The sequence below is a fragment of the Streptomyces sp. NPDC086787 genome (assembly GCF_044745865.1).
In the GTDB taxonomy this organism is placed as follows: domain Bacteria; phylum Actinomycetota; class Actinomycetes; order Streptomycetales; family Streptomycetaceae; genus Streptomyces.
The window spans coordinates 372,423-393,941 of sequence record NZ_JBIVBC010000007.1; the positions used below are offsets into that span (position 1 = coordinate 372,423).

At 72.9% G+C, this 21,519-nt stretch carries 18 protein-coding genes and 1 pseudogene; 5 read left to right on the top strand and 14 right to left on the bottom strand.

The window, feature by feature from the left end:
- Nucleotides 1-100: 100 nt before the first annotated feature.
- Nucleotides 101-727 (bottom strand): NUDIX domain-containing protein, encoded by a 627-nt coding sequence (locus ACIPK3_RS20030; RefSeq protein ID WP_402571358.1) that lies wholly within the window; start codon nt 725-727, stop codon nt 101-103.
- Nucleotides 728-811: 84 nt separating this feature from the next.
- Complete coding sequence (locus ACIPK3_RS20035; protein ID WP_402571360.1) at nt 812-2,479, bottom strand: CTP synthase; 1,668 nt, start codon at nt 2,477-2,479, stop codon at nt 812-814.
- Nucleotides 2,480-3,010: 531 nt separating this feature from the next.
- On the opposite strand from ACIPK3_RS20035, the gene ACIPK3_RS20040 reads away from it, so the two are divergent.
- The 3 genes from ACIPK3_RS20040 to ACIPK3_RS20050 all read left to right on the top strand — a co-directional run bounded on the left by ACIPK3_RS20040 (nt 3,011) and on the right by ACIPK3_RS20050 (nt 7,960).
- Nucleotides 3,011-4,813: a glycoside hydrolase family 15 protein gene (locus ACIPK3_RS20040; protein ID WP_402571362.1), complete on the top strand. Its 1,803-nt coding sequence runs from the start codon at nt 3,011-3,013 to the stop codon at nt 4,811-4,813.
- Nucleotides 4,814-4,896: 83 nt separating this feature from the next.
- A complete protein-coding gene (locus tag ACIPK3_RS20045; RefSeq protein ID WP_402571364.1) occupies nt 4,897-6,231 on the top strand; it encodes an FAD-binding oxidoreductase in 1,335 nt (444 codons plus the stop codon).
- A 67-nt stretch (nt 6,232-6,298) separates the two neighbouring features.
- The gene (locus ACIPK3_RS20050; protein ID WP_402571366.1) at nt 6,299-7,960 is read left to right on the top strand and encodes a PucR family transcriptional regulator; all 1,662 of its coding nucleotides are present in this window, start codon (nt 6,299-6,301) and stop codon (nt 7,958-7,960) included.
- Between the two features lie 43 nt (nt 7,961-8,003).
- Here ACIPK3_RS20050 and ACIPK3_RS20055 read toward each other — a convergent pair whose 3' ends face one another.
- From ACIPK3_RS20055 to ACIPK3_RS20080, 6 genes are all read right to left on the bottom strand, one after another.
- Complete coding sequence (locus ACIPK3_RS20055) at nt 8,004-9,140, bottom strand: glycosyltransferase family 4 protein (protein WP_402571368.1); 1,137 nt, start codon at nt 9,138-9,140, stop codon at nt 8,004-8,006.
- Nucleotides 9,141-9,427: 287 nt separating this feature from the next.
- Nucleotides 9,428-10,204, bottom strand: a complete 777-nt coding sequence (locus ACIPK3_RS20060) for a hypothetical protein (protein WP_402571370.1) — start codon at nt 10,202-10,204, stop codon at nt 9,428-9,430.
- A 26-nt stretch (nt 10,205-10,230) separates the two neighbouring features.
- A complete protein-coding gene (recN, locus tag ACIPK3_RS20065; protein WP_402571371.1) occupies nt 10,231-11,973 on the bottom strand; it encodes a DNA repair protein RecN in 1,743 nt (580 codons plus the stop codon).
- A gap of 119 nt (nt 11,974-12,092) precedes the next feature.
- Nucleotides 12,093-12,998, bottom strand: coding sequence for an NAD kinase (locus tag ACIPK3_RS20070; RefSeq protein ID WP_402571373.1), 906 nt, complete (start codon nt 12,996-12,998; stop codon nt 12,093-12,095).
- Nucleotides 12,995-13,810: a TlyA family RNA methyltransferase gene (locus ACIPK3_RS20075; RefSeq protein ID WP_402571374.1), complete on the bottom strand. Its 816-nt coding sequence runs from the start codon at nt 13,808-13,810 to the stop codon at nt 12,995-12,997. Before ACIPK3_RS20075 ends, ACIPK3_RS20070 begins: the two co-directional genes overlap by 4 nt.
- Before the next feature lie 7 nt (nt 13,811-13,817).
- Nucleotides 13,818-14,120: a hypothetical protein gene (locus tag ACIPK3_RS20080; RefSeq protein ID WP_402571376.1), complete on the bottom strand. Its 303-nt coding sequence runs from the start codon at nt 14,118-14,120 to the stop codon at nt 13,818-13,820.
- 42 nt (nt 14,121-14,162) lie between these two features.
- On the opposite strand from ACIPK3_RS20080, the gene ACIPK3_RS20085 reads away from it, so the two are divergent.
- A complete protein-coding gene (locus ACIPK3_RS20085; protein ID WP_402571378.1) occupies nt 14,163-14,510 on the top strand; it encodes an SCP2 sterol-binding domain-containing protein in 348 nt (115 codons plus the stop codon).
- Here the strand turns inward: ACIPK3_RS20085 and ACIPK3_RS20090 are convergent.
- From ACIPK3_RS20090 to ACIPK3_RS20105, 4 genes are read right to left on the bottom strand one after another with little or no spacing between them, the layout of a single operon-like run.
- Nucleotides 14,494-15,363 (bottom strand): ABC transporter ATP-binding protein, encoded by an 870-nt coding sequence (locus tag ACIPK3_RS20090; RefSeq protein ID WP_402571379.1) that lies wholly within the window; start codon nt 15,361-15,363, stop codon nt 14,494-14,496. The two genes, ACIPK3_RS20085 and ACIPK3_RS20090, sit on opposite strands and share 17 nt — an antisense overlap.
- Complete coding sequence (locus ACIPK3_RS20095) at nt 15,360-16,373, bottom strand: FecCD family ABC transporter permease (RefSeq protein WP_402571415.1); 1,014 nt, start codon at nt 16,371-16,373, stop codon at nt 15,360-15,362. Before ACIPK3_RS20095 ends, ACIPK3_RS20090 begins: the two co-directional genes overlap by 4 nt.
- Nucleotides 16,374-16,402: 29 nt before the next feature.
- Complete coding sequence (locus ACIPK3_RS20100) at nt 16,403-17,446, bottom strand: FecCD family ABC transporter permease (protein ID WP_402571380.1); 1,044 nt, start codon at nt 17,444-17,446, stop codon at nt 16,403-16,405.
- A 53-nt stretch (nt 17,447-17,499) separates the two neighbouring features.
- The gene (locus ACIPK3_RS20105) at nt 17,500-18,528 is read right to left on the bottom strand and encodes an HAD hydrolase-like protein (protein ID WP_402571381.1); all 1,029 of its coding nucleotides are present in this window, start codon (nt 18,526-18,528) and stop codon (nt 17,500-17,502) included.
- Nucleotides 18,529-18,602: 74 nt separating this feature from the next.
- On the opposite strand from ACIPK3_RS20105, the gene ACIPK3_RS20110 reads away from it, so the two are divergent.
- Nucleotides 18,603-19,886, top strand: a complete 1,284-nt coding sequence (locus ACIPK3_RS20110; protein WP_402571383.1) for a DUF1015 domain-containing protein — start codon at nt 18,603-18,605, stop codon at nt 19,884-19,886.
- A gap of 82 nt (nt 19,887-19,968) precedes the next feature.
- Here the strand turns inward: ACIPK3_RS20110 and ACIPK3_RS20115 are convergent, their stop codons facing one another.
- Nucleotides 19,969-20,778, bottom strand: coding sequence for a hypothetical protein (locus tag ACIPK3_RS20115; protein ID WP_402571417.1), 810 nt, complete (start codon nt 20,776-20,778; stop codon nt 19,969-19,971).
- 27 nt (nt 20,779-20,805) lie between these two features.
- Nucleotides 20,806-21,519, bottom strand: a pseudogene (locus tag ACIPK3_RS20120) (hypothetical protein); the annotation flags it as partial.

Here is a 21,519-nt window from a genome sequence, read left to right on the forward strand (position 1 = left end):
GGTCCCTCGATCGGATCAGGCGATCGTCACACCGGTGGCGGGTTCGGCGTCCGGGACGGAGCCGGAGGGGGGCTGGGAGTGGGGCCGGAGTACGGCCGGTTCAGGACTCGAAGGGACGCGCGGGCCAGGGCGCCTCGGCCGGGCGCAGCGCGTCGAGGCCGTCGCCGTGCCGCGCGGCGACCAGCGAGAGGATGCCGACCACGAGACAGTTGTTGTGCAGTTCGCCCGCGAGTACGCCGCGCAGGAGTTCCTCGACGGGCACGCGCGCGTGCTCCATGTCGGCCTCCTCGTCCTCGACCTCGAAGCGCTCCCCCTCGGCCTCCGAGAGACCACGGGCGAGGAAGATCCGTACGGACTCGTCGCAGCCGCCGGGGGTGGTGTAGACGTCGGTCAGCACCCGCCAGTCCTCGGCCTTGACGTGCGCCTCCTCGTACAGCTCGCGCTGGGCGGCGTGCAGCGGGTTCTCCCCGGGCACGTCGAGCAGGCCGGCCGGGATCTCCCACAGCTTCTGCCGCACCGGGTGACGGTACTGGCGGATGAGGTGCACACGGTTCTCGTGGTCGAGGGCGACGACGGCCACCGAGCCGGGGTGCACCTGGTAGTCGCGGCGGACCACCGAGCCGCCGGGCATGACCACCTCGTCCGTGCGGACGGAGGTCTTGTTGCCCACGAAGGGGGTCTCCGTCGCGCGGATCTCCCACTCCTCGGGGGTGTCCTTGATCGTCATGCCCTGCCGCCCTTTCCGTGCACGGATGAAACCGGGGTGCGCACCGTGGAAGGTATGCACCCCGGCCACCGTACAACTGGTGCCCTACTCGGCGATCTTCCGCTCGACAGCCGCCTTGACGAGCCCGGCGAACAGCGGATGCGGACGCGTGGGACGCGAGCGCAGCTCCGGGTGCGCCTGGGTGGCGACCAGGTAGGGGTGGACGTCGCGCGGGTACTCGACGTACTCGACGAGCTTGCCGTCCGGGGAGGTGCCCGAGAAGAGGATGCCGGCCTTCTTCTCCAGCTCCGCGCGGTAGGCGTTGTTCACCTCGTAGCGGTGCCGGTGGCGCTCCTCCACGTACTCCTTGCCGTCGTACACCTCGCGCACGATGGAGCCCTCGGCCAGCTTCGCCGGGTACATGCCCAGCCGCATGGTGCCGCCCATGTCGCCCTCACCGGCGACGATGTCGAGCTGCTCGGCCATGGTGGAGATGACCGGGTGGGCGGTGGCGGAGTCGAACTCGGTGGAGTTGGCGTCCTGGATGTCGGCCAGATTGCGCGCGGCCTCGATCACGATGCACTGCAGGCCCAGGCAGAGCCCGAGCAGCGGGATCCGGTTCTCGCGGGCGTAGCGGATGGCGCCGACCTTGCCGAGCACTCCGCGGTCGCCGAAGCCGCCCGGGATGCAGATGCCGTCGACGTCGGCGAGCTGCGCCTGGGCGTCCGCCGGGGTCTTGCAGTCGTCCGAGGTGACCCACTTGATCTTGACGCGGGCCCGGTTGGCGAAGCCGCCCGCGCGCAGCGCCTCGGTGACCGACAGATAGGCGTCGGGCAGGTCGATGTACTTGCCGACCAGGGCGAGGGTGATCTCGTGGTCGGGGTTGTGGACACGGTCGAGCAGGTCGTCCCAGGTGGTCCAGTCGACGTCCCGGAAGGGCAGGTCCAGTTTGCGGACCACATAGGCGTCCAGGCCCTCGCCGTGCACGGTCTTCGGGATGTCGTAGATCGAGCGGGCGTCGGGGCAGGCCACGACGGCGGCCTCGTCGACGTCGCACATCAGCGAGATCTTCCGCTTGATCGCGGTCGGCACCTCGCGGTCGCAGCGCAGCACGATCGCGTCGGGCTGGATACCGATGTTGCGCAGCGCGGCCACGGAGTGCTGGGTCGGCTTGGTCTTCAGCTCACCGGAGGGACCGATGTAGGGCAGCAGGGAGATGTGCACGACGAAGACGTTGTCCCGGCCGACCTCGTGCCGGACCTGGCGGACCGTCTCCAGGAACGGGAGCGACTCGATGTCGCCGACCGTGCCGCCGACCTCGGTGATCACGACGTCCACCTCGTCGGTGGCCATACGCCGGATGCGGTGCTTGATCTCGTTGGTGATGTGCGGGATGACCTGCACCGTGTCACCCAGGTACTCGCCGCGCCGCTCCTTGGCGATGACGGTCGAGTACACCTGGCCTGTAGTGACGTTGGCGGAGCCGTCCAAGTCGCGGTCGAGGAAGCGCTCGTAGTGTCCGATGTCCAGGTCGGTCTCGGCGCCGTCGTTGGTGACGAACACCTCACCGTGCTGGAACGGGTTCATGGTGCCCGGGTCCACGTTCAGGTACGGGTCGAGTTTCTGCATCACGACGCGCAGTCCCCGGGCCTTGAGCAGCATGCCCAGGCTGGAGGCGGTGAGGCCCTTGCCCAGAGAGGAGGCGACACCCCCGGTGACGAAGATGTGCTTGGTCGTCGTGGCTGTGCTGTTCCGGAAAACAGGGGGCGGCATGGCCAAGAGGGGGCTCCCGTGGTCGCTGTCTGTCGTGCGGTACGGCTCCCGGTCCGAAGATTTCGGGGGGTGCCGTCGCTGCGGTTCGGGGGTTTCACGCCCACCGGTCCACGGGCTACCAGGGTATCAGCGCCGGACGGTGATGGCTTCCGGCCACGCTCCGCGCACGCGGCGCGACAGGCAGGTTCCGGACGCGTGGCGAGCGGGCGGCTTCCCGCCCCCGGTTCACCCTCAGCTCACTCGTTCGGCCCACACGGGTTGCCCGGAGCGGCACGCAGATCATCTACGTGCGTCGTATCCTGCTCGGACACTCACTGCCGAGCCCGGCCGGAAAACGGCACCACCCCCGGCCGTACGAACCGGAACCCCGCGAGCTCGTCAGTTCGTTGAGAGATGACTGTGGTTTTGCCTCAGGGCGGGGCGGCTGCTTGGCTTCACCGCTCAACGACGCACAACAACAACCCCTTGACCGCACTAGCGAAAGCCCCCGTTTCCTCCGGGGGCGACGTGGCCGTTCGACTGGAGTTGCACGTGGCCGGGCGCATCGAAGACTACGCACTCATCGGAGACATGCAGACCGCGGCGCTGGTCTGCCGGGACGGCACAGTCGACTGGCTGTGCCTTCCCCGCTTCGACTCGCACGCCATCTTCGCCGGTCTGCTGGGCACCGAGGAGCACGGCTTCTGGCGGCTCGGGCCCGCACACGCGGCCGACGCGGAGCCGCCCACGGCGGCCCGGCGCACCTACCGGGGCGACTCGCTGATCCTGGAGTCGGAGTGGGACACCCCACGCGGCACGGTCCGTGTGACCGACTTCATGCCGCCGCGTGACGGCGCCCCGCAGCTGATCCGGATCGTCGAGGGCGTCACCGGCCGGGTGCCGATGCGCTCCGCGCTGCGGATGCGCTTCTCCTACGGTCGGGTGGTGCCCTGGGTGCACAAGCACGACGGCCGTACGGTGGCCGTCGCGGGCCCCGACTCGGTGTGGTTCGACACGTCGGCGGAGACCTACGGCAAGGCACTGACCACGTACGCGGACTTCACGGTCGCCCCGGGTGACCGGATCGCGTTCACGATCTCGTGGGAGCCCTCGCACAAGGAGCCGCCGGCGATGCCGGAGCCGGAGGCGTCGCTGGAGGCGACGGAGAGCTTCTGGCGCGAGTGGGTGGAGCAGTGCACCTACCACGGTCCGTACCGCGAGGCCGTGGTCCGGTCGCTGATCACCCTCAAGGCCCTCACCTACGCCCCGACCGGCGGTATCGTCGCCGCGCCCACCACCTCGCTGCCCGAGGACATCGGCGGTGTCCGCAACTGGGACTACCGCTACACCTGGCTTCGGGACGCGGCGATCACCCTGTCCTCGCTGCTGCGCACCGGCTACCGCGACGAGGCCCGCGCCTGGCGCGAATGGCTGCTGCGGGCGGTCGCCGGCGACCCGGAGAACCTTCAGATCATGTACGGCATCGCGGGCGAGCGGGAGCTCGGCGAGGCCGAGCTGGACTGGCTGCCCGGCTACGAGGACTCCGCGCCGGTCCGGGTGGGCAACGGCGCCGCGCACCAGCTCCAGCTCGACGTGTACGGCGAGGTCACCGAGGCACTGCACCTGGCCCACATGACGGGCCTGGCCCGCAACGACTACGCCTCGCTGCTCCAGCTGAAGCTGATCCGCTACCTGGAGGACCACTGGGACGAGCCGGACGAGGGCATCTGGGAGGTGCGCGGGCCGCGCCGGCATTTCGTGCACTCCAAGGTCATGGCCTGGGTCGCGGTGGACCGCACCATCAAGCTCATCGAGTCCGGCGACGCGGACGGGCCGCTGGAACGGTGGCGTGAGCTGCGTGACGACATCCACCGGGACGTGTGCGAGAAGGGCTACGACAAGGAACGCAACACGTTCACCCAGTCCTACGGCTCCAAGGAGCTGGACGCCTCTCTGCTGCTGATCCCGCAGATGGGCTTCCTGCCGCCGGACGACAAGCGGGTGATCGGCACCATCGAGGCGATCCAGCGCGAGCTGTCCACCCCGGACGGCTTCATCCTGCGCTACCCGACCGAGGGCGAGCAGGAGGGTGTCGACGGCCTCCCGGGCGACGAGGGCGCCTTCCTCGCCTGTTCGTTCTGGATGGCCGACGACCTCGCGATGATCGGCCGCGTCGACGAGGCCCGCAAGCTCTTCGAGAAGCTCCTGTCCCTGCGCAACGACCTCGGCCTCCTCGCCGAGGAGTGGGACCCCGTCCGCCAGCGCCAGGTCGGCAACTTCCCGCAGGCGTTCAGCCACGTTCCGCTGATCGACACGGCGCTGCGGCTGACGGCTTCGGGGGCCTACGGCGGCTGAGGCCACGTTCCAGCACAGGGTCGGCACTGCTCGTGACGCCTAGGCTTGGAACCGGAAACGGCACCCTGCGAAGGGGGACCGCCATGGCTTCCCGTTCCAAGGCGGGCGCGGCCCTCGGCGCGCTTCGCGGGGATCTCGCAGGCGAGGTGTTCGTCCCCGGGGATCCCGGCTACGACCGTGCTCGTGCCGTCTTCAGCGCGCTGGCCGACCGGCGTCCGGCCGTGATCGCCCGGTGCGCCGACGAGACCGACGTCGTGCGGGCCGTGCGGTTCGCCCGGGACCTCGATCTGCGGATCGCCGTACGCGGCGGCGGGTACGGGCTGGCCGGGACGGCGCCGACCGAGGGCGCGCTCCTGGTGGACCTGCGCCGGGTCCACGGGGTGACCGTCGATCCGGCGGCGCGGGCGGCACGGGTCGGGGGCGGTGCCACGATGGGGCGGCTTGAGCAGGCCGCGCGGGCCCACGGGCTGACTCTCACCGGCCTGCCCACACCGGGCGTCGGTGTCGCCGGGTTCGTGCTGGGCGGCGGCACCGGCCCGCTGGACCGGGGCTTCGGCCTCGCCGTGGACGGTCTGATCGGTGTCGAGCTGGTCACCGCCGACGCCCGGCGGGTGCACGCGAACCCCGACGAGAACCCGGAGCTGTTCTGGGCGCTGCACGGTGGCGGCGGGAACTTCGGCGTCGTCACCGCGCTCACCCTGGAGCTGCGGGAGCTGCCGGAGTTCTCCGCCACGCTGCTGCTCTACGACCCGCGGTACGGCCGTGCGGTGGTCCGTGCGTTCCGCGAGGTCATCGAGACGGGGCCCGACCGGGTGGGCGGCGCCGTGATGTGTCCGGCGGCGGGCGAACCGCTGTACGGCGCGCTGCTGACCTGCCCGGGCGGCGCGGCGGAGCTGCGCGCTCCGGCCGGGCCGCTGCTGGCGCTGCCGCGTGTGGCGGAGCTGTCCGGCGTCGCGGCGCCGCACGCGCTGGAGTGCCCCGCCGGGCTGCGCGCCCACTGGTCGGCGGAGTGCCTGACCGGTCTGCCCGACGGTCTGGTGGATGTCCTCCTCGCCCGCGCGCACGACGCGCCCGTGCCGGGCGCGACCCTCACGCTCCGCCCGCTCGGCGGCGCGGTCGCCGCCGGGTCCGGCCACTGCCCGGTCGCCTACCGGGACGCACCCTGGCTCGCGCACCCCTTCGCCGCCTGGTCCGACCCCGCCGACGACGCGCGGGCCCTGGCGTGGGTGCGGGACACCCGCGCCGACCTCCGGCCCTGGAGTACCGGCGCCGCGTGTCTGAGCCTGACCGGCGACGAGGGCGCCGGCCGGGTCGCCGCGGGGCTGGGCGCCGGAAACCTGCTGCGGCTGGAGAAGCTGAAGCGGAGGTACGACCCCGACAACGTGTTCCGCTGCAATCACAACATCCGGCCCGTCTAGGCCTCGGACACGGCCCGGCTCGGTCCGGAGCTGTCGTCGCGGCGTTCCCGCAGGTAGCGTCCGCTGCATGGACAGGGGCACGGGCAGGGACAGCGGAGCGGGCGACGGGTTCGACACGCACGGCGCCGGGATCACCGTGCGGCGCGCGCTGGAGCTGCCCGGGCTGCGCAGCGGACTGCCGGAGATCCTGGCGGGAGCCGACCGGCTGGGGCGCACCGTGCGCTGGGTGCACGCGGGCGAGGTGCCGAACATCGCCTCGCTGCTGAAGGGCGGCGAGCTGCTGCTCACCACGGGCTACGGAGTGGGCACCCGCCCCGCCGAACAGCGGGCGTTCGTCCGTACCCTCGCGGAGCGTGGCATCGCGGCCCTGGTCGTGGAGCTGGGCCCGCGCTTCGCCCGGCTGCCCGCCGCGCTGGTCGACACGGCGAAGGCGGCCGGTCTTCCGCTTGTCCAGCTGCATCGCGAGGTGCCCTTCGTCGCGGTCACCGAGGAGATCCACACCGAGATCGTGAACGGCCACTACGCGCTGCTCCAGCGGGCCGAGGAGGTGCACCGCCGCTGCACCGAGGCGCTGCTGTGCGGCGGCGGGGTGCCGCAGGTACTGGGCATCCTGGCCGACTTCAGCGGCAACCCGGTGTTCCTGGAGACAACGGACGGCCAGTTGCTGTACGCCGCGGGGGCCGGACCGGAGGGAGCCGATCCGCTCCAGGTGTGGGAGGGGCTGCGCGGGGTGCACAAGGACACGCCGCCGCCGGCCGGTTCGGTGCTGGTGGACGTGCCCGGTGGCGGTCCGGGCGCGGGTTCGGTGCGTGCCCGGCTGGTGCTGCTGCCGGTGCGTTCGCCGCTCGCGCCGGTGCACCGGATCGCCGTCGAGCGGGCCGCGGGCATCCTGGCCGTGGTCCTGATGCAGGCCCGTCAGGAGGAGGAGCTGGCGGCCCGCGGCCGCGGCGATTTCCTGACCGACCTCGCGGAGGGCCGTGTCACGGCGGAGGACGCGCCCGCGCAGGCCCGGGTGCTGGGCTTCAAGCCCGGCAACAGCCCGTTGCTTCCGGTGGTGATGAGGCTGGGTGACGCCCTGTCCCCCGGCGGGGGGTGGGCCGTCCTGGCCCGCGCGGTCGGCGAGGAGCTGGCCTCGGTGGGAGTACCGGTGCTGCTCGGGGTACGGCCCGTGGAGGGGCGGGTACCGCTGCTGGTCGGGCTGCGGTCGGAGTCGGAACGGCCGACCGTGGCCGACCGGGTCGCGACGGCACTGCGGGCCGGGGTGGAGCGGGCCGGGATGCAGCGGCCGGGCGCGCGTCCACCCGTCGTGGTGGTCGGGGTGGCGGGCGGCTGGGCGGCCGCGTCGGCCGGGCTGCGGCACGCGGCGGAGACGGCGACCGCCGCCCAGGGGCTGGCGGACCACCTCTGGTACGACGCCCGCCGCCTCGACATCGACCTGCTGCTGTGGCGGCTGCGCGACCACCCCGACCTGGCGGACTTCGTGGACCGTGCCATCGGCCCGCTGCGCGAGCACGACCGCCGTTCCAGGCCGCCGCTGCTGCCCACGCTGGAGACCTATCTGGCGCACGCGGGCCGCAAGGCGGAGACGGCCCGCGAACTGCACCTCAACCGACAGACGCTCTACAACCGCCTAGCCCGTATCGGCGAGTTGCTGGGCACCGACCTCGACGACCCGCAGACGGTACTGGCGTTGAGCCTCGCCCTGCGGGCCCGCCGGCACGTCCCTTAGCGCACGTGCTCCGGAGCCCGGCTACTGGCGCTCGGATCAGGCCCTAGCTGAAGGCGCGCGGCCTGGTCAACTCGTCGTAGATGCTGAGGACCTGGGCGATCGTCTCGTCCTCGGTCGGCCAGCCGGCCGCCTGCCGCGCTCCCTTGTCCCTGAGCAGTTCGCGGCGCCCGGGATCGTCGAGCAGCCGCACGACCGCGTCGGCGAACGCCTTCGGGTCGCCGTACGGGACGAGTTCGGCGGCGTCGCCCACCAGGTCGGGGGTGCCGCCCGCGGCGGCCGCGACCAGCGGGACGCCCGCGTACAGTGCCTCCTGGGCGAGCACGGAGCGGGACTCCCGGCCGCCGGGCAGCAGCGCGAGGTCGGCCGCGTCCAGCAGTTCGCGCACGTCGTCGCGTCGGCCGAGCAGCCGCACCGCGAGGTGCTCGTCCTCGATGCGCCGCTGGAGCCGGCCGCGCGACGGCCCCTCCCCCGCGATGACGAGCAGCGGCTGCGGGTCGAGGTCGCGCCATTCGCGGGCTGCGTCCAGCAGGACGTCGTAGCCCCGGTGCCGGTCGATCGAGCCGACCGCGATCAGCAACGGACGTCCGGTGGCCCCGACTTCGGCCCGCACCTTGGGGCGGCGGCGGTCGGGGTCGTCGGGGTCGGCAATCCGCTGCGGTCCGGGCAGCGCGACGGCGGCGAGCCGGGCGTCCCTGGCACCGGTGCCGCGCGCCCGGTCCACCAGCTCGGAGGTGGTGCCGAGCACCACGGCCGCCGTCTTCACCACCCGCCGCTCCAGGAGCCGCAGCAGATGCGCCCGGGCGCCTTCCGCGTGCGCGCGGTTGTGCCAGGTGACGACGAGCGGGGTGTGCCTGCCGCTGAGCGCGAGGACGGCGCGGAAGGAGGCGTGCAGCCCGTGCGCATGGACCACGTCGGCGTCGGCGCAGGCGGCCCGCAGCGCGGCGACGGTCCCCGGATCGCTGCTGCGCGCCACGTCGACGTGCTCGGCACCGGCGCCGGTGAAGTCGTGGGCGTGGTCGGCCTCTGCGGGGGCGCACACGGTCACCCGCACGCCCCGTGCGACGAGCCCGGCGGCCAGGGACCGCACGTGCCCGCTGCTGCCGGCGTTGCCTCCGCCCAGCACCTGCACGGTACGCAGCGGCGGCTGACCGTGCGGCGAGTTGCTGCTCACGGGGCTCACGGTGGCCGGGGGCTCCTGGTTTCGGCGTCGGGCGGGCACGAGGAAACGTCACGAGGGAACGTACAGAGAAACCTACAGAGGAACGTACAGACGGTATCGGGCGCGGAGGCGTACCGCGCGCGCCTCCCGCGCTTCCCCTGTTCCGCGTCAAGGATGCCAGGGCGGACGGGTGTTCCGGGAACTCCGGGGGCGCACAGTCGCCAGATCCGGCGCACTGAGCGGGCGCGCATCACTCACATGGGCGACACAGTCCGGTCGGCCGCGCGCGGCCCGGTGCCGGTACGACGTCAGGCGCGCAGCGGCGACCGCGCCAGTTCGGTCACCCGGTCACCGCGGACGGCCGCGGTCACCAGCGCGGCGGCGTGCGCGATCAGTCCGGCGCGCCCGCTGCCCGCGACCACGGCGGCGCCAAGGGCCGCGCCCAGGGCGTGTGCCCCGGTGTCGCCGATCATCGCGCGCGCCGCGAGGTCGTCCGGGAGCACGGCCGCCGCGGCCCCCGTCGCGGCCGCGGCCAGTTCACCCGCCGGGCCGGACCGCAGCAGCCCCGGCGCGCCCAGCGCGAGGACCGTCACGGCGGCCCGGCCGGGTCGTACGTCCACCAGGTTCACGAAGTGCGCGGCCCCGGCGATCACGACCCCGGCGAGCACCCGGTCGGCGAACCGCTCCTTGAGCACCGTCCCCGCGACCAGCCCGGCCGCCGAGATCCCGGCCAGCTTGACCATGCCGCTGGTGACCTCGCCGTCCCGCAGCGCGGCCAGGTGTGCCCGGAAACCCCGCCGCGGGTCGCCCACGCCCACGACATCGTCGTACGCCCCGCAGGCACCGGCCGCCAGCACGGCGAACCCGGCGGCGGGATGCGCGCGCCCGGCCGTCAGGGCGGCGGCCGCCGCGACCGCCGGACCGGCGTGCATCTCGACGGTCCGCCCGGCGTGGTTCCGCCGCTCCCAGCGCTCCCGTCCGCCGGGGGCCGTGGCGCGCAGGGCGGCGGTCGCGCCCCGGGTGAGCGCGGCGGCGAGGGTGAACGAGAGGGTCCTGCCGGTGCGGGTCAGGGGTGCGGGGATCATCCCGTCACCCTACGAGCCCGCGTTCCTCAGTCGTCCGCGCGGGCCGCCGCCAGCAGTTCCTCCGCGTGCGCCCGGGCCGTCTGCGAGTCCTCCTGCCCGGCCAGCATCCGGGACAGCTCCCGGATCCGCTCCTCACCCTCGAGGACCTTCACGCCGGACCGGGTGACCGACCCGTCGTTGGTCTTCTCCACCAGCAGCTGCCGGTCGGCGAAGGCGGCCACCTGGGGAAGGTGGGTGACGACCACGACCTGCGCGGTCTTCGCGAGCCGGGCGAGCCGCCGGCCGATCTCGACCGCGGCCTTTCCGCCCACTCCCGCGTCGACCTCGTCGAAGAGATACGTCGGCACCGGATCGGTGCCCGCGAACACGACCTCCACGGCCAGCATCACCCGGGACAGCTCACCGCCGGAGGCTCCCTTGGCGATGGGCCGCGGCGGCGCCCCCGGATGCGGGGCGAGCAGCAGCTCCACCTCGTCCACGCCCGACGGGCCGTACGCCACCGCACGCCCGCCGACCTCGACGCCCTCGGGGTCCTCGGTCTGCCGGATGTCGAAGGACACACGCGCGTGCGGCATCGCGAGCGAGGCCAGCTCGGCGGTCACGGCGGCGGCGAACCGCTCGGCCGCCTCCCGGCGCGCGTCCGTCAGCGCCTGGGCGAAAGCGCTCAGCTCACCGCGCAGCGCGTCCCGTTCGGCGGTCAGCTCGTCGATCCGCTCGGCGCCGCCGTCGAGTTCGGTCAGCCGCGCAGCGCCCTGCTCGGCCCAGGCGAGCACGGTGTTCACGTCGTCGCCGTACTTGCGGGTGAGCGCGGTGAGCGCGGCCCGCCGCTCTTCCACGGCGGCCAGCCGCAGCGGGTCGGCGTCCAGGTCGTCGGCATATCCGGCGAGTTCGCCGGCCACGTCGGCCAGCAGGATCTGGATCTCGCCGATGCGGTCGGCGAGGGGAGCCAACGCGGGATCGTGCGACCGCACGGCCTCCAGCGCCCGGTTCGCTCCGGCCACCAGGGTCGCCGCGTCGATGCTCTCGGGATCCTCGGGGTTGCCCGCGAGCGCGGTGTGCGCGGCGGACGCGGCGGACGCGAGTGCCTCGGCGTGCCCGAGACGCTCCGCCTCCTCCGCCAGCTCCATGTCCTCACCGGCGCGCGGTTCGACCGCGGCGATCTCGTCGAGGCCGTAGCGCAGCATGTCGGCTTCCTGGGCGCGCTCACGCGCGCGCGTGACGATCTCCTCCAGCTCGGTGGAGACGGCCCGCAGCCGCCGGTAGGACTCCGTGTACTTGGCGAGCGGAGCGGCTACCGCGTCGCCCGCGTACCGGTCGAGGGCCTGCCGCTGGCGGGACAGTTTGAGCAGCCCCTGCTGGTCGGTCTGCCCGTGCACGGCCACCAGGTCGTCGGCCAGCTCGGCGAGCAGCCCCACGGGCACGCTGCGCCCGCCGAGGTGCGCCCGTGAGCGTCCCTCGGCGGAGACGGTCCGGCTGATCAGCAGGGCGCCGTCGTCCAGCTCGGCCCCGGCCTCCTCCGCCCGTACGACGGCGGCGCCGCCGGAGGGTACGGCGATCCGCCCCTCCACGACCGCCTTCCCGGCACCGATCCGCACGAGCGCCGGATCCGCGCGCCCGCCAAGGAGCAGCCCCAGGCTGGTGACCACCATGGTCTTGCCCGCACCCGTCTCACCGGTGACGGCGGTGAACCCGGGCGCCAGCTCGACGACGGCGTCGTCGATGACACCGAGCGACCGTATCCGCATTTCTTCCAGCACGGACAAGACCATACGAGGTCGGGCCGGTGCGCTGCGACGGCCCCCGCCCTCCACGGCCGAAGCCGCAGGTGACGATTGGGCATCGGCCCGCGATGTCACCCTCGCGAGCTAGTGCCCCCGGCCGGCACCGCTCAGTGCGGTGCTCCGCGCCAGCCGGACACCGGCAGTGCGAACTTCGCGACCAGGCGGTCGGTGAAGGACGCGTGGTGCAGGCGGGCGAGCCGTACCGGTACCGCGCCGCGCCGGACCTCGACCCGGGCGCCGGGCGGCAGTTCCACGGTGCGGCGGCCGTCGCACCACAGGACGCCCGGCGGCACGTGCGGCAGCACCTCGACGGCGAGTACCGACTCGGGCGAGGTGACCAGTGGTTTGGCGAACAGCGCGTGTGCGGAGATCGGCACCATCAGCAGTGCCTCGACCTCGGGCCACACCACGGGGCCGCCCGCGGAGAACGCGTAGGCGGTGGAGCCGGTCGGCGTCGACAGTACGATCCCGTCGCAGCCGAAGCCGGTCACCGGGCGGCCGTCGATCTCCAGCACGACTTCGAGGAGCTTCTCGGCGCCGGCCTTCTGGACCGCCGCCTCGTTCAGTGCCCAGTCGGTGTGTACGACGTCGCCGTTGCGGTGCACGACGACGTCGACGGTCATCCGCTCCTCGACCTCGTACGCCCGGCTCACCACCCGGTCGACGACCTTGTCGAGGTCGTCGCGCTCGGCCTCGGCGAGGAAGCCGACACTGCCGAGGTTGACGCCGAGCATCGGCACCCCGGACGCGCGGGCGAACTCGGCTCCGCGCAGCAGCGTTCCGTCGCCGCCGAGCACGATCAGCAGCTCGCAGCCGTCCAGGCTCTGCGGAGTGGCCTCCTCGACCAGCTCCACCTCGGCGGGCAGCGGCAGGTCACGCGCCTCGTACTCCAGCACCCGTACACCGACACCGGACCGCAGCAGCCCCTTGACCACGAGCTCGGCGCTGCGGATGGCCGCGGGCCGCCCGGTGTGTGCGAGCAGGAATACCGTACGAGCTCGGTTCTGTGTCAACGCGGCCCCTCCGCCACTGCACGGTCAGCATCGGCCGGGTCCAGTTCCGGTGCCCCGGACCGCAGCCACAGAAAGTACTCGACGTTGCCGGAGGGTCCGGGCAGCGGACTGGCGGTGACTCCCCGCACCCCGAGTCCCAGTGCCCACCCCTTGTCGGCCACGCCCCGCACGGCATCCGCCCGCAGTTGCGGGCTCCGTACGACTCCTCCGCTGCCCAGGCGTTCCTTGCCCACCTCGAACTGCGGCTTGACCATCATCACCAGATCGGCGTCCGGCTTCACGCACCGTGTGAGGGCGGGCAGCACCAGGCCGAGTGGGATGAAGGACAGATCACCCACGACAAGATCCACAGGTTCCCCATCGATCGCTTCGAGCGTCAACTCGCGTACGTTCGTACGGTCCTTGACGGTGACGCGTTCATCCTGCTGGAGAGACCAGGCGAGTTGGCCGTAGCCGACGTCGACGGCGACCACGTGTGCGGCGCCCGCGCGCAGCAGGACATCGGTGAAGCCGCCGGTGGACGCGCCGGCGTCCAGGGCCCGGCGGCCCTCGACCACGAGCCCCTGGGGCACGAATGCCGCCAGCGCGCCGGCCAGCTTGTGGCCGCCCCGGGACACATAGTCCGGATCCTTGTCGTCGGCCTGGACCACGATCGCGGCCGCGGTCTCCACCTGGGTGGCCGGCTTCGTCGCCACGGTCTTGCCGACGGTGACCCGCCCGGCCTCGATCAGCTGGCTCGCGTGCTCACGCGAGCGCGCGAGCTTCCGGCGGACCAACTCCGCGTCCAGACGGCGGCGTGCGACTCCTGCCACGTTCGGTTCAGCTCCTGTTCCCGTACGGCGATGAGGGCGCCGGACGATCCGGCGCGGGGGGTGCCGGAGGTCCCGGGCGGGCGTCGAGCGCGGTGAGCGCGTCGCGCAGCCCCCGGTGTACATCCTCGTACACCTCGTGGTGCCCGTCGGTGGCGAGGTGGTCGGTGTCGGCCAGCCGCTCCAGCCGGGCGTCGACCTCTGCGTCCCCGGTGGGCGTGCGGGGGACGTTCAGCGGGGCCGGGGCGGCGGGGTCGTACTCCTGCTCCTGGTCCTGCTCCTCGGGCGCGGTCCGGGGGGCTGTGTCGCTCATGCCCAGACGCTACCCCGAACGGCTGGGGTACCGTCGGTCGCGATGGCCACGATCGAGGAGTGCCGCGCCGCACTGGAGAAGCTGTCGGACACCCTGCGGGGCGCCGACGGCGACGTTCGCGCCGCCGCGGCGCTGGACCGCACGGTGAGCTGCCACGTCACGGACCTGGACGTCACCTTCACCGGCCGCCTGACCGGCGGCCGGATCGAGGTGGACGACACCCACCCGGGCCCGCCCCGCGACAGGGCGCAGATAAGGCTTGCCATGTCCGGCGACGACCTGGTGGCCCTGGTCGACGGCGAACTGAACTTCGCCAAGGCCTGGGCCTCGGGCCGGGTGCGGCTGGAGGCGAGCCTGGTCGACCTGTTCCGGCTCAGGAAGCTTCTGTAGCCGCGGCCCGGACCGCGGCGCGGGCCCTGCGGGCGGCGGGCACCACCAGCGGTGTCCCCGTCTCCGGGTCGTCGATGACCTGGCAGCGCAGCCCGAAGACCTCCTCCACCAGTCCGGCGGTGACGATGTCGCGCGGCGCGCCCTCGGCGATCACCTTGCCGCCGCGCAGGGCTATGAGGTGGGTGGCGTAGCGCGCGGCGTGGTTGAGGTCGTGCAGTACGGCGACCAGGGTCCGGCCGTGTTCCTCGTGCAGTTCGGCGCACAGGTCGAGGACGTCGATCTGGTGCTGGATGTCGAGGTAGGTGGTCGGCTCGTCCAGCAGCAGCAGCGGGGTCTGCTGGGCGAGCGCCATCGCGATCCACACCCGCTGGCGCTGGCCGCCCGACAGCTCGTCCACGTACCGGTCGGCGAGTTCGGCCACACCCGTGCGGGCCATGGACTCCTGTACGACCCGCTCGTCCTCGGCGGACCACTGGCGCAGGATGCCCTGGTGCGGGTAGCGGCCGCGGCCCACCAGGTCGCCGACGGTGATCCCGTCGGGCGCGATGGACGACTGCGGCAGCAGGCCGAGCGTCCGGGCGACCTTCTTCGCGGGCATCGACTGGATGACCTGTCCGTCGAGCAGCACCCGGCCACGGTTCGGCTTCAGGGTGCGCGAGAGCGCCCGGAGCAGCGTGGACTTGCCGCACGCGTTGGGGCCGACGATCACCGTGAAGGAGTTGTCGGGGATCGCCACCGACAGCTGTTCGGCGATGACGTGCTGGTCGTAGGCGAGGGTGACGTCCTCGGTGGACAGGCGGCTCACGGTGCTCCTCTTGCTGATGGGGGTGTTCGTCTCGCCGGTGACGGTCATATGCGGCCTGCCCTGCGTTCGGTGACGAGGAGCCACAACAGGTAGACACCGCCGAGGACGCCGGTGACCACGCCCACGGGCAGTCGCTCGGCGCCGAAGGCGCGCTGCGAGGCCCAGTCGGCGGCGACCAGCAGGACGGCGCCCATGCACAGGGACGGGATCAGGTTCGGGCCCGGGACACGGGTGAGGCGCCTGGCGAGCTGCGGCGCGGTGAGCGCGACGAAGCTGACGGGGCCCGCCGCGGCTGTGGCGGCTGCGGTGAGCAGGACGGCGGAGCCCATCAGCAGCAGCCGTACCCGCTCCGCGCGCACCCCGAGGGCGTAGGAGACGTCGTCACCCATCTCCATCATGCGCAGGCCCCGGGCGTTGGCGAGGACGAGTGGCAGGAGGACGGCGAACAGCGCGAGCAGCGGCCAGACCTGGCTCCAGTCGCGGCCGTCCAGGGAGCCGGTGATCCAGACGATCGCGCGGGCCGCGTCGACCAGGTCGGCCTTGGTGAGCAGATAACCGTTGACGGCGGTGGCCACCGCGCTGACGCCGATGCCGACCAGAACCAGCCGGTAGCCGTGCACGCCCTGCTTCCAGGCGAGCAGATAGATGGCGAGGCCGGTGCCCAGGCCGCCGACGAGGGCGCCGATGGTGACCTCGGCGGCGGAGCCGGACATCAGCACGATCACGACGAGCGCGCCGGCCGTCGAGCCCTGGGCGAGGCCGAGTACGTCAGGGCTGCCCAGCGGGTTGCGCGAGACGGACTGGAACAGGGCGCCACCGAGGCCGAGCGAGGCGCCGACCAGAAGGCCGACGAGGACTCGGGGCAGCCGTAGTTCGTTGACGATGAAGTCCTGGAACGGGGTGCCGTCGCCGGCCAGGGTCCGGAGCACGTCGGCGGCGGGGATCTCGGCGTCGCCGGTGCCGATCAGCAGGACGCTCGCGCCGAGCGCCGTGACCAGCAGCAGCGTGACGACGGCCAGGGCGCGGACGTCCAGCCGTATGGACAGCCCGCCGGGCATGCGCAGGGCGCGGTTCGTGCGACGGGTCTTCACAGCTGCACCGTCCTGCGGCGTCGTACGAGAAGGATGAAGACGGGGCCGCCGATGATCGCGGTCACGATGCCGACCTGGACCTCGGCCGGGCGTGCGACGATCCGGCCGATGACGTCGGCGCCGAGCAGCAGCACGGGCGACAGCACGGCGGCGTAGGGCAGGATCCAGCGCAGGTCGGGTCCGGTGAAGGAGCGCACCACGTGCGGGACCATCAGTCCGACGAAGACGATCGGCCCGCAGGCCGCGGTCGCGGCGCCGCACAGCACGGTGGCGGCGAGCATGGCCAGGCTCCGGGTGCGGTTGAGGTTGGCGCCCAACGCGCGGGCGGTGTCGTCGCCCATCTCCATGGCGTTCAGCGGCCGGGCGAGCCCGAGCGCGAGCAGTGCGCCGACGGCGAGGAACGGCAGCACCTGGAGGGTGGTGGAGTCGCTCGCCGAGGACAGCGATCCCACGGTCCAGAAGCGCATCCGGGCCAGCGCCGCGTCGTCCATGATCATCACGGCCTGGAGGTAGCCGTAGAGCGCGGCGCTGATCGCGGTGCCGGCGAGCGCCAGGCGCACCGGGGTGGCGCCGCGGCTGCCGCCGAGGAACCGGAGCAGCAGGCCGACGGCCGCCGCGCCGCCGAACGCGAACCACACATACCCGCTCAGGCTGGTGACACCGAAGTAGGTGATGGCGGTGACGACCGCGGCGGAGGCGCCCGCGTTGATGCCGAGCAGCCCGGGGTCGGCCAGCGGGTTGCGGGTGAGTGCCTGGAGCACCGCGCCGGACAGACCGAGCGCGGCACCCGCGAGCAGACCGAGGACGGTGCGCGACAGCCGTTCGTCGACCACGACGTCGCCGTAGGTCCCCGACGCGTGGAACAGGCCGTGCCAGACCTGGTCCAGTGGTAGCGCCTTGGCGCCGACCGCGATACTTGCCAGGGCGACGAGCGCCAGGATCACCGCGGAGGCGATGAGCCCGGCGGCCCGGAGGGCCCGGCGACTCGGGGGCGCAGGAGGGGCTTCCGCGCGCTGTTCAGGAGCACTGTCGACCAACACACAGGTTAGGTTAGCCTACCCTCGCCAAGGGTCTTGGAGGCCCGCCCCCGGCGTCACAGTCCGAGGCGGGCCAGCGCCTTCGCCCCGTCCAGCGCGCAGGAGTCCGGTCCGGCCGCCGTCCAGGCCGCCGCGCAGAGCGCGCGCAGACCGTCCACGGCCTCACCGTCCCCCGTCAGCTCCAGCCGCTCACGGCCGGCGGAGGCCGTCCAGCCTCCGCAGCGGAATCCCTCGCCCTCGCGTGCGACCTCCGGCTGACCGGTGAGCAGTCCGCGCAGATCGGCGTCGACATACGTCGGCCGGTGACGCGGCGGCGCGGCCAGCAACTGGGCGCCGTCGGTGACCCCGGTCAGCACGAGCAGGGAGTCGACCTCGCCGTTGAACGCCCCCTCGATGTCCGTGTCCAGCCGGTCCCCGACCACCAGGGGCCGCTTCGCACCTGTCCGCAGGATCGTCTCCCGGTGCATGGGCGGCAGCGGCTTGCCGGCCACCTGCGGCTCGGCTCCCGTGGCGATCCGTACGACCTCCACCGCCGCGCCGTTGCCCGGCGCGATCCCGCGGCCGCTCGGGATAGTCAGATCGGTGTTGGACGCGAACCACGGCACCCCACGGGCGATGGCGTAGGACGCCTCCGCGAACCTGCCCCACGGGAGGTCGGGGCCGCCGTACCCCTGCACGACCGCCGCCGGGTCGTCGTCCGCCGACTCCACCGGCTCCAGACCGCGCTCGCGCAACGCCACCCGCAGGCCCTCACCGCCGATCACCAGCACCCGCGCGCCCGCCGGGACCTGTTCACCGATCAGCCGGGCCACCGCCTGTGCGGAGGTGATGACGTCGTCGGCTCCCGTCGGTATCCCCAGCTCGCCCAGGTGCTCTGCCACCGCTTCCGGGGTCCGCAGCGCGTTGTTGGTGACATACGCCAGCCGCATGCCGCCCTCGCGCGCCGCCGCCAGCGACCCGACCGCGTGCGCGATCGCCTGCCCGCCCGCGTACACCACCCCGTCGAGGTCGAGCAGCGCCGTGTCGTACGCCTCGCTCAGGGCCTGCCCACTGCCCTCGGGCCTCGTCCTGACGCCCTCGCTCATTCCGCATCGCTCCTCGGTCGCGTCCTGCACCCACCGATCATGCCGCACACCACTGACACACGTACGATGCCGGGATGAACACTGCAGGTCACTCGGAAGCAACGACGCGCCGGGGCCTGGAACTCACTCCGTTCCGAGGCCTTCGCTACGACCCCGACCGGGTCGGCAGCCTGGCCGCCGTGACATCCCCGCCGTACGACGTCGTCGTCCGCCCGGACGGCCTGCACCACCTCCAGTCGGCCGATCCGCACAACATCGTCCGGCTGATTCTTCCGCAGGCCGGCACACCCAGCGCGGGCAACGAGCAGGCCGCCGACGCCCTGCGTCGCTGGCTGGACGAGGGCGTCCTGACCACCGACCCGGAACCGGGCCTCTACGTCTACGAACAGAGCGACGGCGACGGCATGCTGCAACGCGGCATCATCGGCGCCCTGCGCGTCACGGACCCCGGCGAGGGCATCGTCCTGCCGCACGAGGACGTCATGGCTCCCGTCGTCGCGGACCGCGCGGCCCTGATGCGCGCCACCGCCGCCAATCTGGAGCCACTGCTGCTCACGTACCGCGGCGACGGCTCCGCGTCCGATGTGGTCGAACACACCGCGGCACGGCCCCCGCTGCTGGCCACGACCACCGAGGACGGTTTCCAGCACCGGCTCTGGTCGCTCACCGACCCGGCCGAGGTGGCCCTCGTCCAGTCGGATCTGGCCCAGCGTCAGGCGCTGATCGCCGACGGCCACCACCGCTGGGCGACCTATCTGCGTCTACGCGCGGAGCATCCCTCCCCCAGCCCCTGGGACTACGGCCTGGTCCTGCTGGTCGACACCGTCCGCTACCCGCTCCGCGTCCGCGCCATCCACCGCCTGCTGCACGGCCTGCCGGTCGCGGACGCACTCGCCTCCCTGGACGGTCTGTTCCGGGTACGCCGGTTGGAGGTGCCGTTGCCCGAGGCCCAGGCGGCCCTGGCCGACGCGGCCCACGCGGGCAACGCCTTCCTGCTGGCCGGGGACGGCGCCTTCCACCTGATCGACCGGCCGGACCCGGATCTGCTGGCCCGCACGATCCCGGCCGACCGTCCCGCCGCCTGGCGCGCCCTGGACGCCACCGTGCTGCACGCCGCGCTCCTCGACCACGTCTGGGGCATCCCGGAGGACTCCAGCGCACACGTCGCCTACATCCACGACACCGCCGCCACGGTCGAGAAGGCGGAACAGAAGGGCGGAACGGCGGTGCTGCTGCACCCCGTCCGCGAGGAGGTCGTACGGGAGCTCGCCCGCCAGGGTGTGACGATGCCCCGCAAGTCGACGTCGTTCGGTCCGAAGCCGGCATCGGGGCTGGTGCTGCGCGCGCTGGACCTCTGAGCGGCCCCGGACACACGACGAGGGCGGGACCCCGGCCTTCCGGGATCCCGCCCTCGTTGTTCATCTGCGGCCGCGAAGGACGTCAGTCCTTGTCGCCGTCCTCCTCGGAGGCGTCCTCGTGGGCCGCGTCCTCGTGGGCGGTGTCCCCGGGGGCCGCGTCCTCGTGGGCGGTGTCCTCGCCCGAGGTGTCCTCGCCCGAGGTGTCCTCGTCGTCGTCCAGGGCGTCGACGAACTCGACACCGTCCAGCTCGGCGAGCCGGTCGGAGGCGTCCGTGCTGCCGTCCCGGTCGGCCTCGATCGCCTTGGCGAACCACTCACGAGCCTCGGCCTCACGTCCGGCGGCGAGCAGCGCGTCGGCGTAGGCGTAACGGAGGCGGGCGGTCCAGGGCTGCACCGAGTTGGAGGCCAGTTCGGGGCTCTGGAGCGTCACGATCGCCGCGTCCAACTGGTCCATGTCACGCCGGGCACCGGCAGCCACGAGACGCATCTCGACCTGACCGGCCTTGTCCAGCTTGTGCACCTCGGGGGCGCCGGCCATGTCCAGCGCCTTCTCCGGCCGTCCGAGCCCACGCTCGCAGTCGGCCATCACGGGCCACAGCTCCACGCCGCCGGTCATCCGCCGTGCGGCCCGGAACTCGGCAAGGGCCTCGTTGTACTTCTGGTTCGCGTACGCCGCGAAACCGGCCGCCTCGCGTACGGCGGCGACACGCGACGCCAGGCGCAGGGCCACCCTGGAGTAGCCGTACGCACCCTCGGGGTCCTCGTCGATGAGCCGCGCGACCATCACCAGGTTCCGGGCGACGTCGTCCGCGAGCGTCTTCGGCAGGCTCTGGAGCTCCTGCCGTACGTCCTGGTCGACCTCGTCGCCGGTGACGTCCTCGGGGATCGGCAGACGCTTGATCGGCTCGCGGTCACGATCCCGCTCGCGCTCGTCGCGGAAGCGGCCGCCATCGCGCCGGTCGTCGCCGGGCCGACCCCGGAAGCCACCGCCACCGGGGCGCCCGCCCCTGTCGTCGCGGCGGTCGTCACGCCGGCCGCCGTAGCCACCGCGGCTGTCGCCACGGCTGTCGTCCCGACGGAAGCCACCACGGTCGCCCCGGTCGTCACCACGGCGGTCGTCGCGACGGTCGTCCCGTCGGTCGTCGCGCCGAGCGAATCCGCCACGGTTGTCGTCACGGCGGAAGCCACCGCGGTCGCCGCCGTCCCTGCGGTCGTCCCTGCGATCGTCGCGGCGGAAGCCACCGCGGTCGTCGTCACGACGGCCGAAACCGCCGCCGCCACGGTTGTCACCACGGCTGTCGTCCCGACGGAAACCGCCACCACCACGGTTGTCACCACGGCTGTCGTCCCGACGGAAACCGCCACCACCACGGTTGTCACCACGGCTGTCGTCCCGACGGAAACCGCCACCACCACGGTTGTCGCCACGGCTGTCGTCCCGACGGAAACCGCCACCACCACGGTTGTCACCACGGCTGTCGTCCCGACGGAAACCGCCACCACCACGGTTGTCGCCACGGCTGTCGTCCCGACGGAAGCCGCCACCGCGGTTGTCGTCGCGGCGCTCTCCCCGGTCGTCACGACGGTAGGAGGGACGGTCGCCCCGGTCACCACGGTCGTCGCGACGGAAGCC

Excerpts from the sequence above, each read along its gene's own strand:
- ACIPK3_RS20110 (WP_402571383.1), top strand. The coding sequence starts at position 18,603 with ATGAACACTGCAGGTCACTCGGAAGCAACGACGCGCCGGGGCCTGGAA.
- ACIPK3_RS20035 (WP_402571360.1), bottom strand. The coding sequence starts at position 2,479 with ATGCCGCCCCCTGTTTTCCGGAACAGCACAGCCACGACGACCAAGCAC.
- ACIPK3_RS20060 (WP_402571370.1), bottom strand. The coding sequence starts at position 10,204 with ATGATCCCCGCACCCCTGACCCGCACCGGCAGGACCCTCTCGTTCACC.
- ACIPK3_RS20030 (WP_402571358.1), bottom strand. The coding sequence starts at position 727 with ATGACGATCAAGGACACCCCCGAGGAGTGGGAGATCCGCGCGACGGAG.
- ACIPK3_RS20080 (WP_402571376.1), bottom strand. The coding sequence starts at position 14,120 with ATGAGCGACACAGCCCCCCGGACCGCGCCCGAGGAGCAGGACCAGGAG.
- ACIPK3_RS20045 (WP_402571364.1), top strand. The coding sequence starts at position 4,897 with ATGGCTTCCCGTTCCAAGGCGGGCGCGGCCCTCGGCGCGCTTCGCGGG.
- ACIPK3_RS20050 (WP_402571366.1), top strand. The coding sequence starts at position 6,299 with ATGGACAGGGGCACGGGCAGGGACAGCGGAGCGGGCGACGGGTTCGAC.
- ACIPK3_RS20085 (WP_402571378.1), top strand. The coding sequence starts at position 14,163 with ATGGCCACGATCGAGGAGTGCCGCGCCGCACTGGAGAAGCTGTCGGAC.
- ACIPK3_RS20090 (WP_402571379.1), bottom strand. The coding sequence starts at position 15,363 with ATGACCGTCACCGGCGAGACGAACACCCCCATCAGCAAGAGGAGCACC.
- ACIPK3_RS20095 (WP_402571415.1), bottom strand. The coding sequence starts at position 16,373 with ATGCCCGGCGGGCTGTCCATACGGCTGGACGTCCGCGCCCTGGCCGTC.
- ACIPK3_RS20105 (WP_402571381.1), bottom strand. The coding sequence starts at position 18,528 with ATGAGCGAGGGCGTCAGGACGAGGCCCGAGGGCAGTGGGCAGGCCCTG.
- recN (WP_402571371.1), bottom strand. The coding sequence starts at position 11,973 with ATGGTCTTGTCCGTGCTGGAAGAAATGCGGATACGGTCGCTCGGTGTC.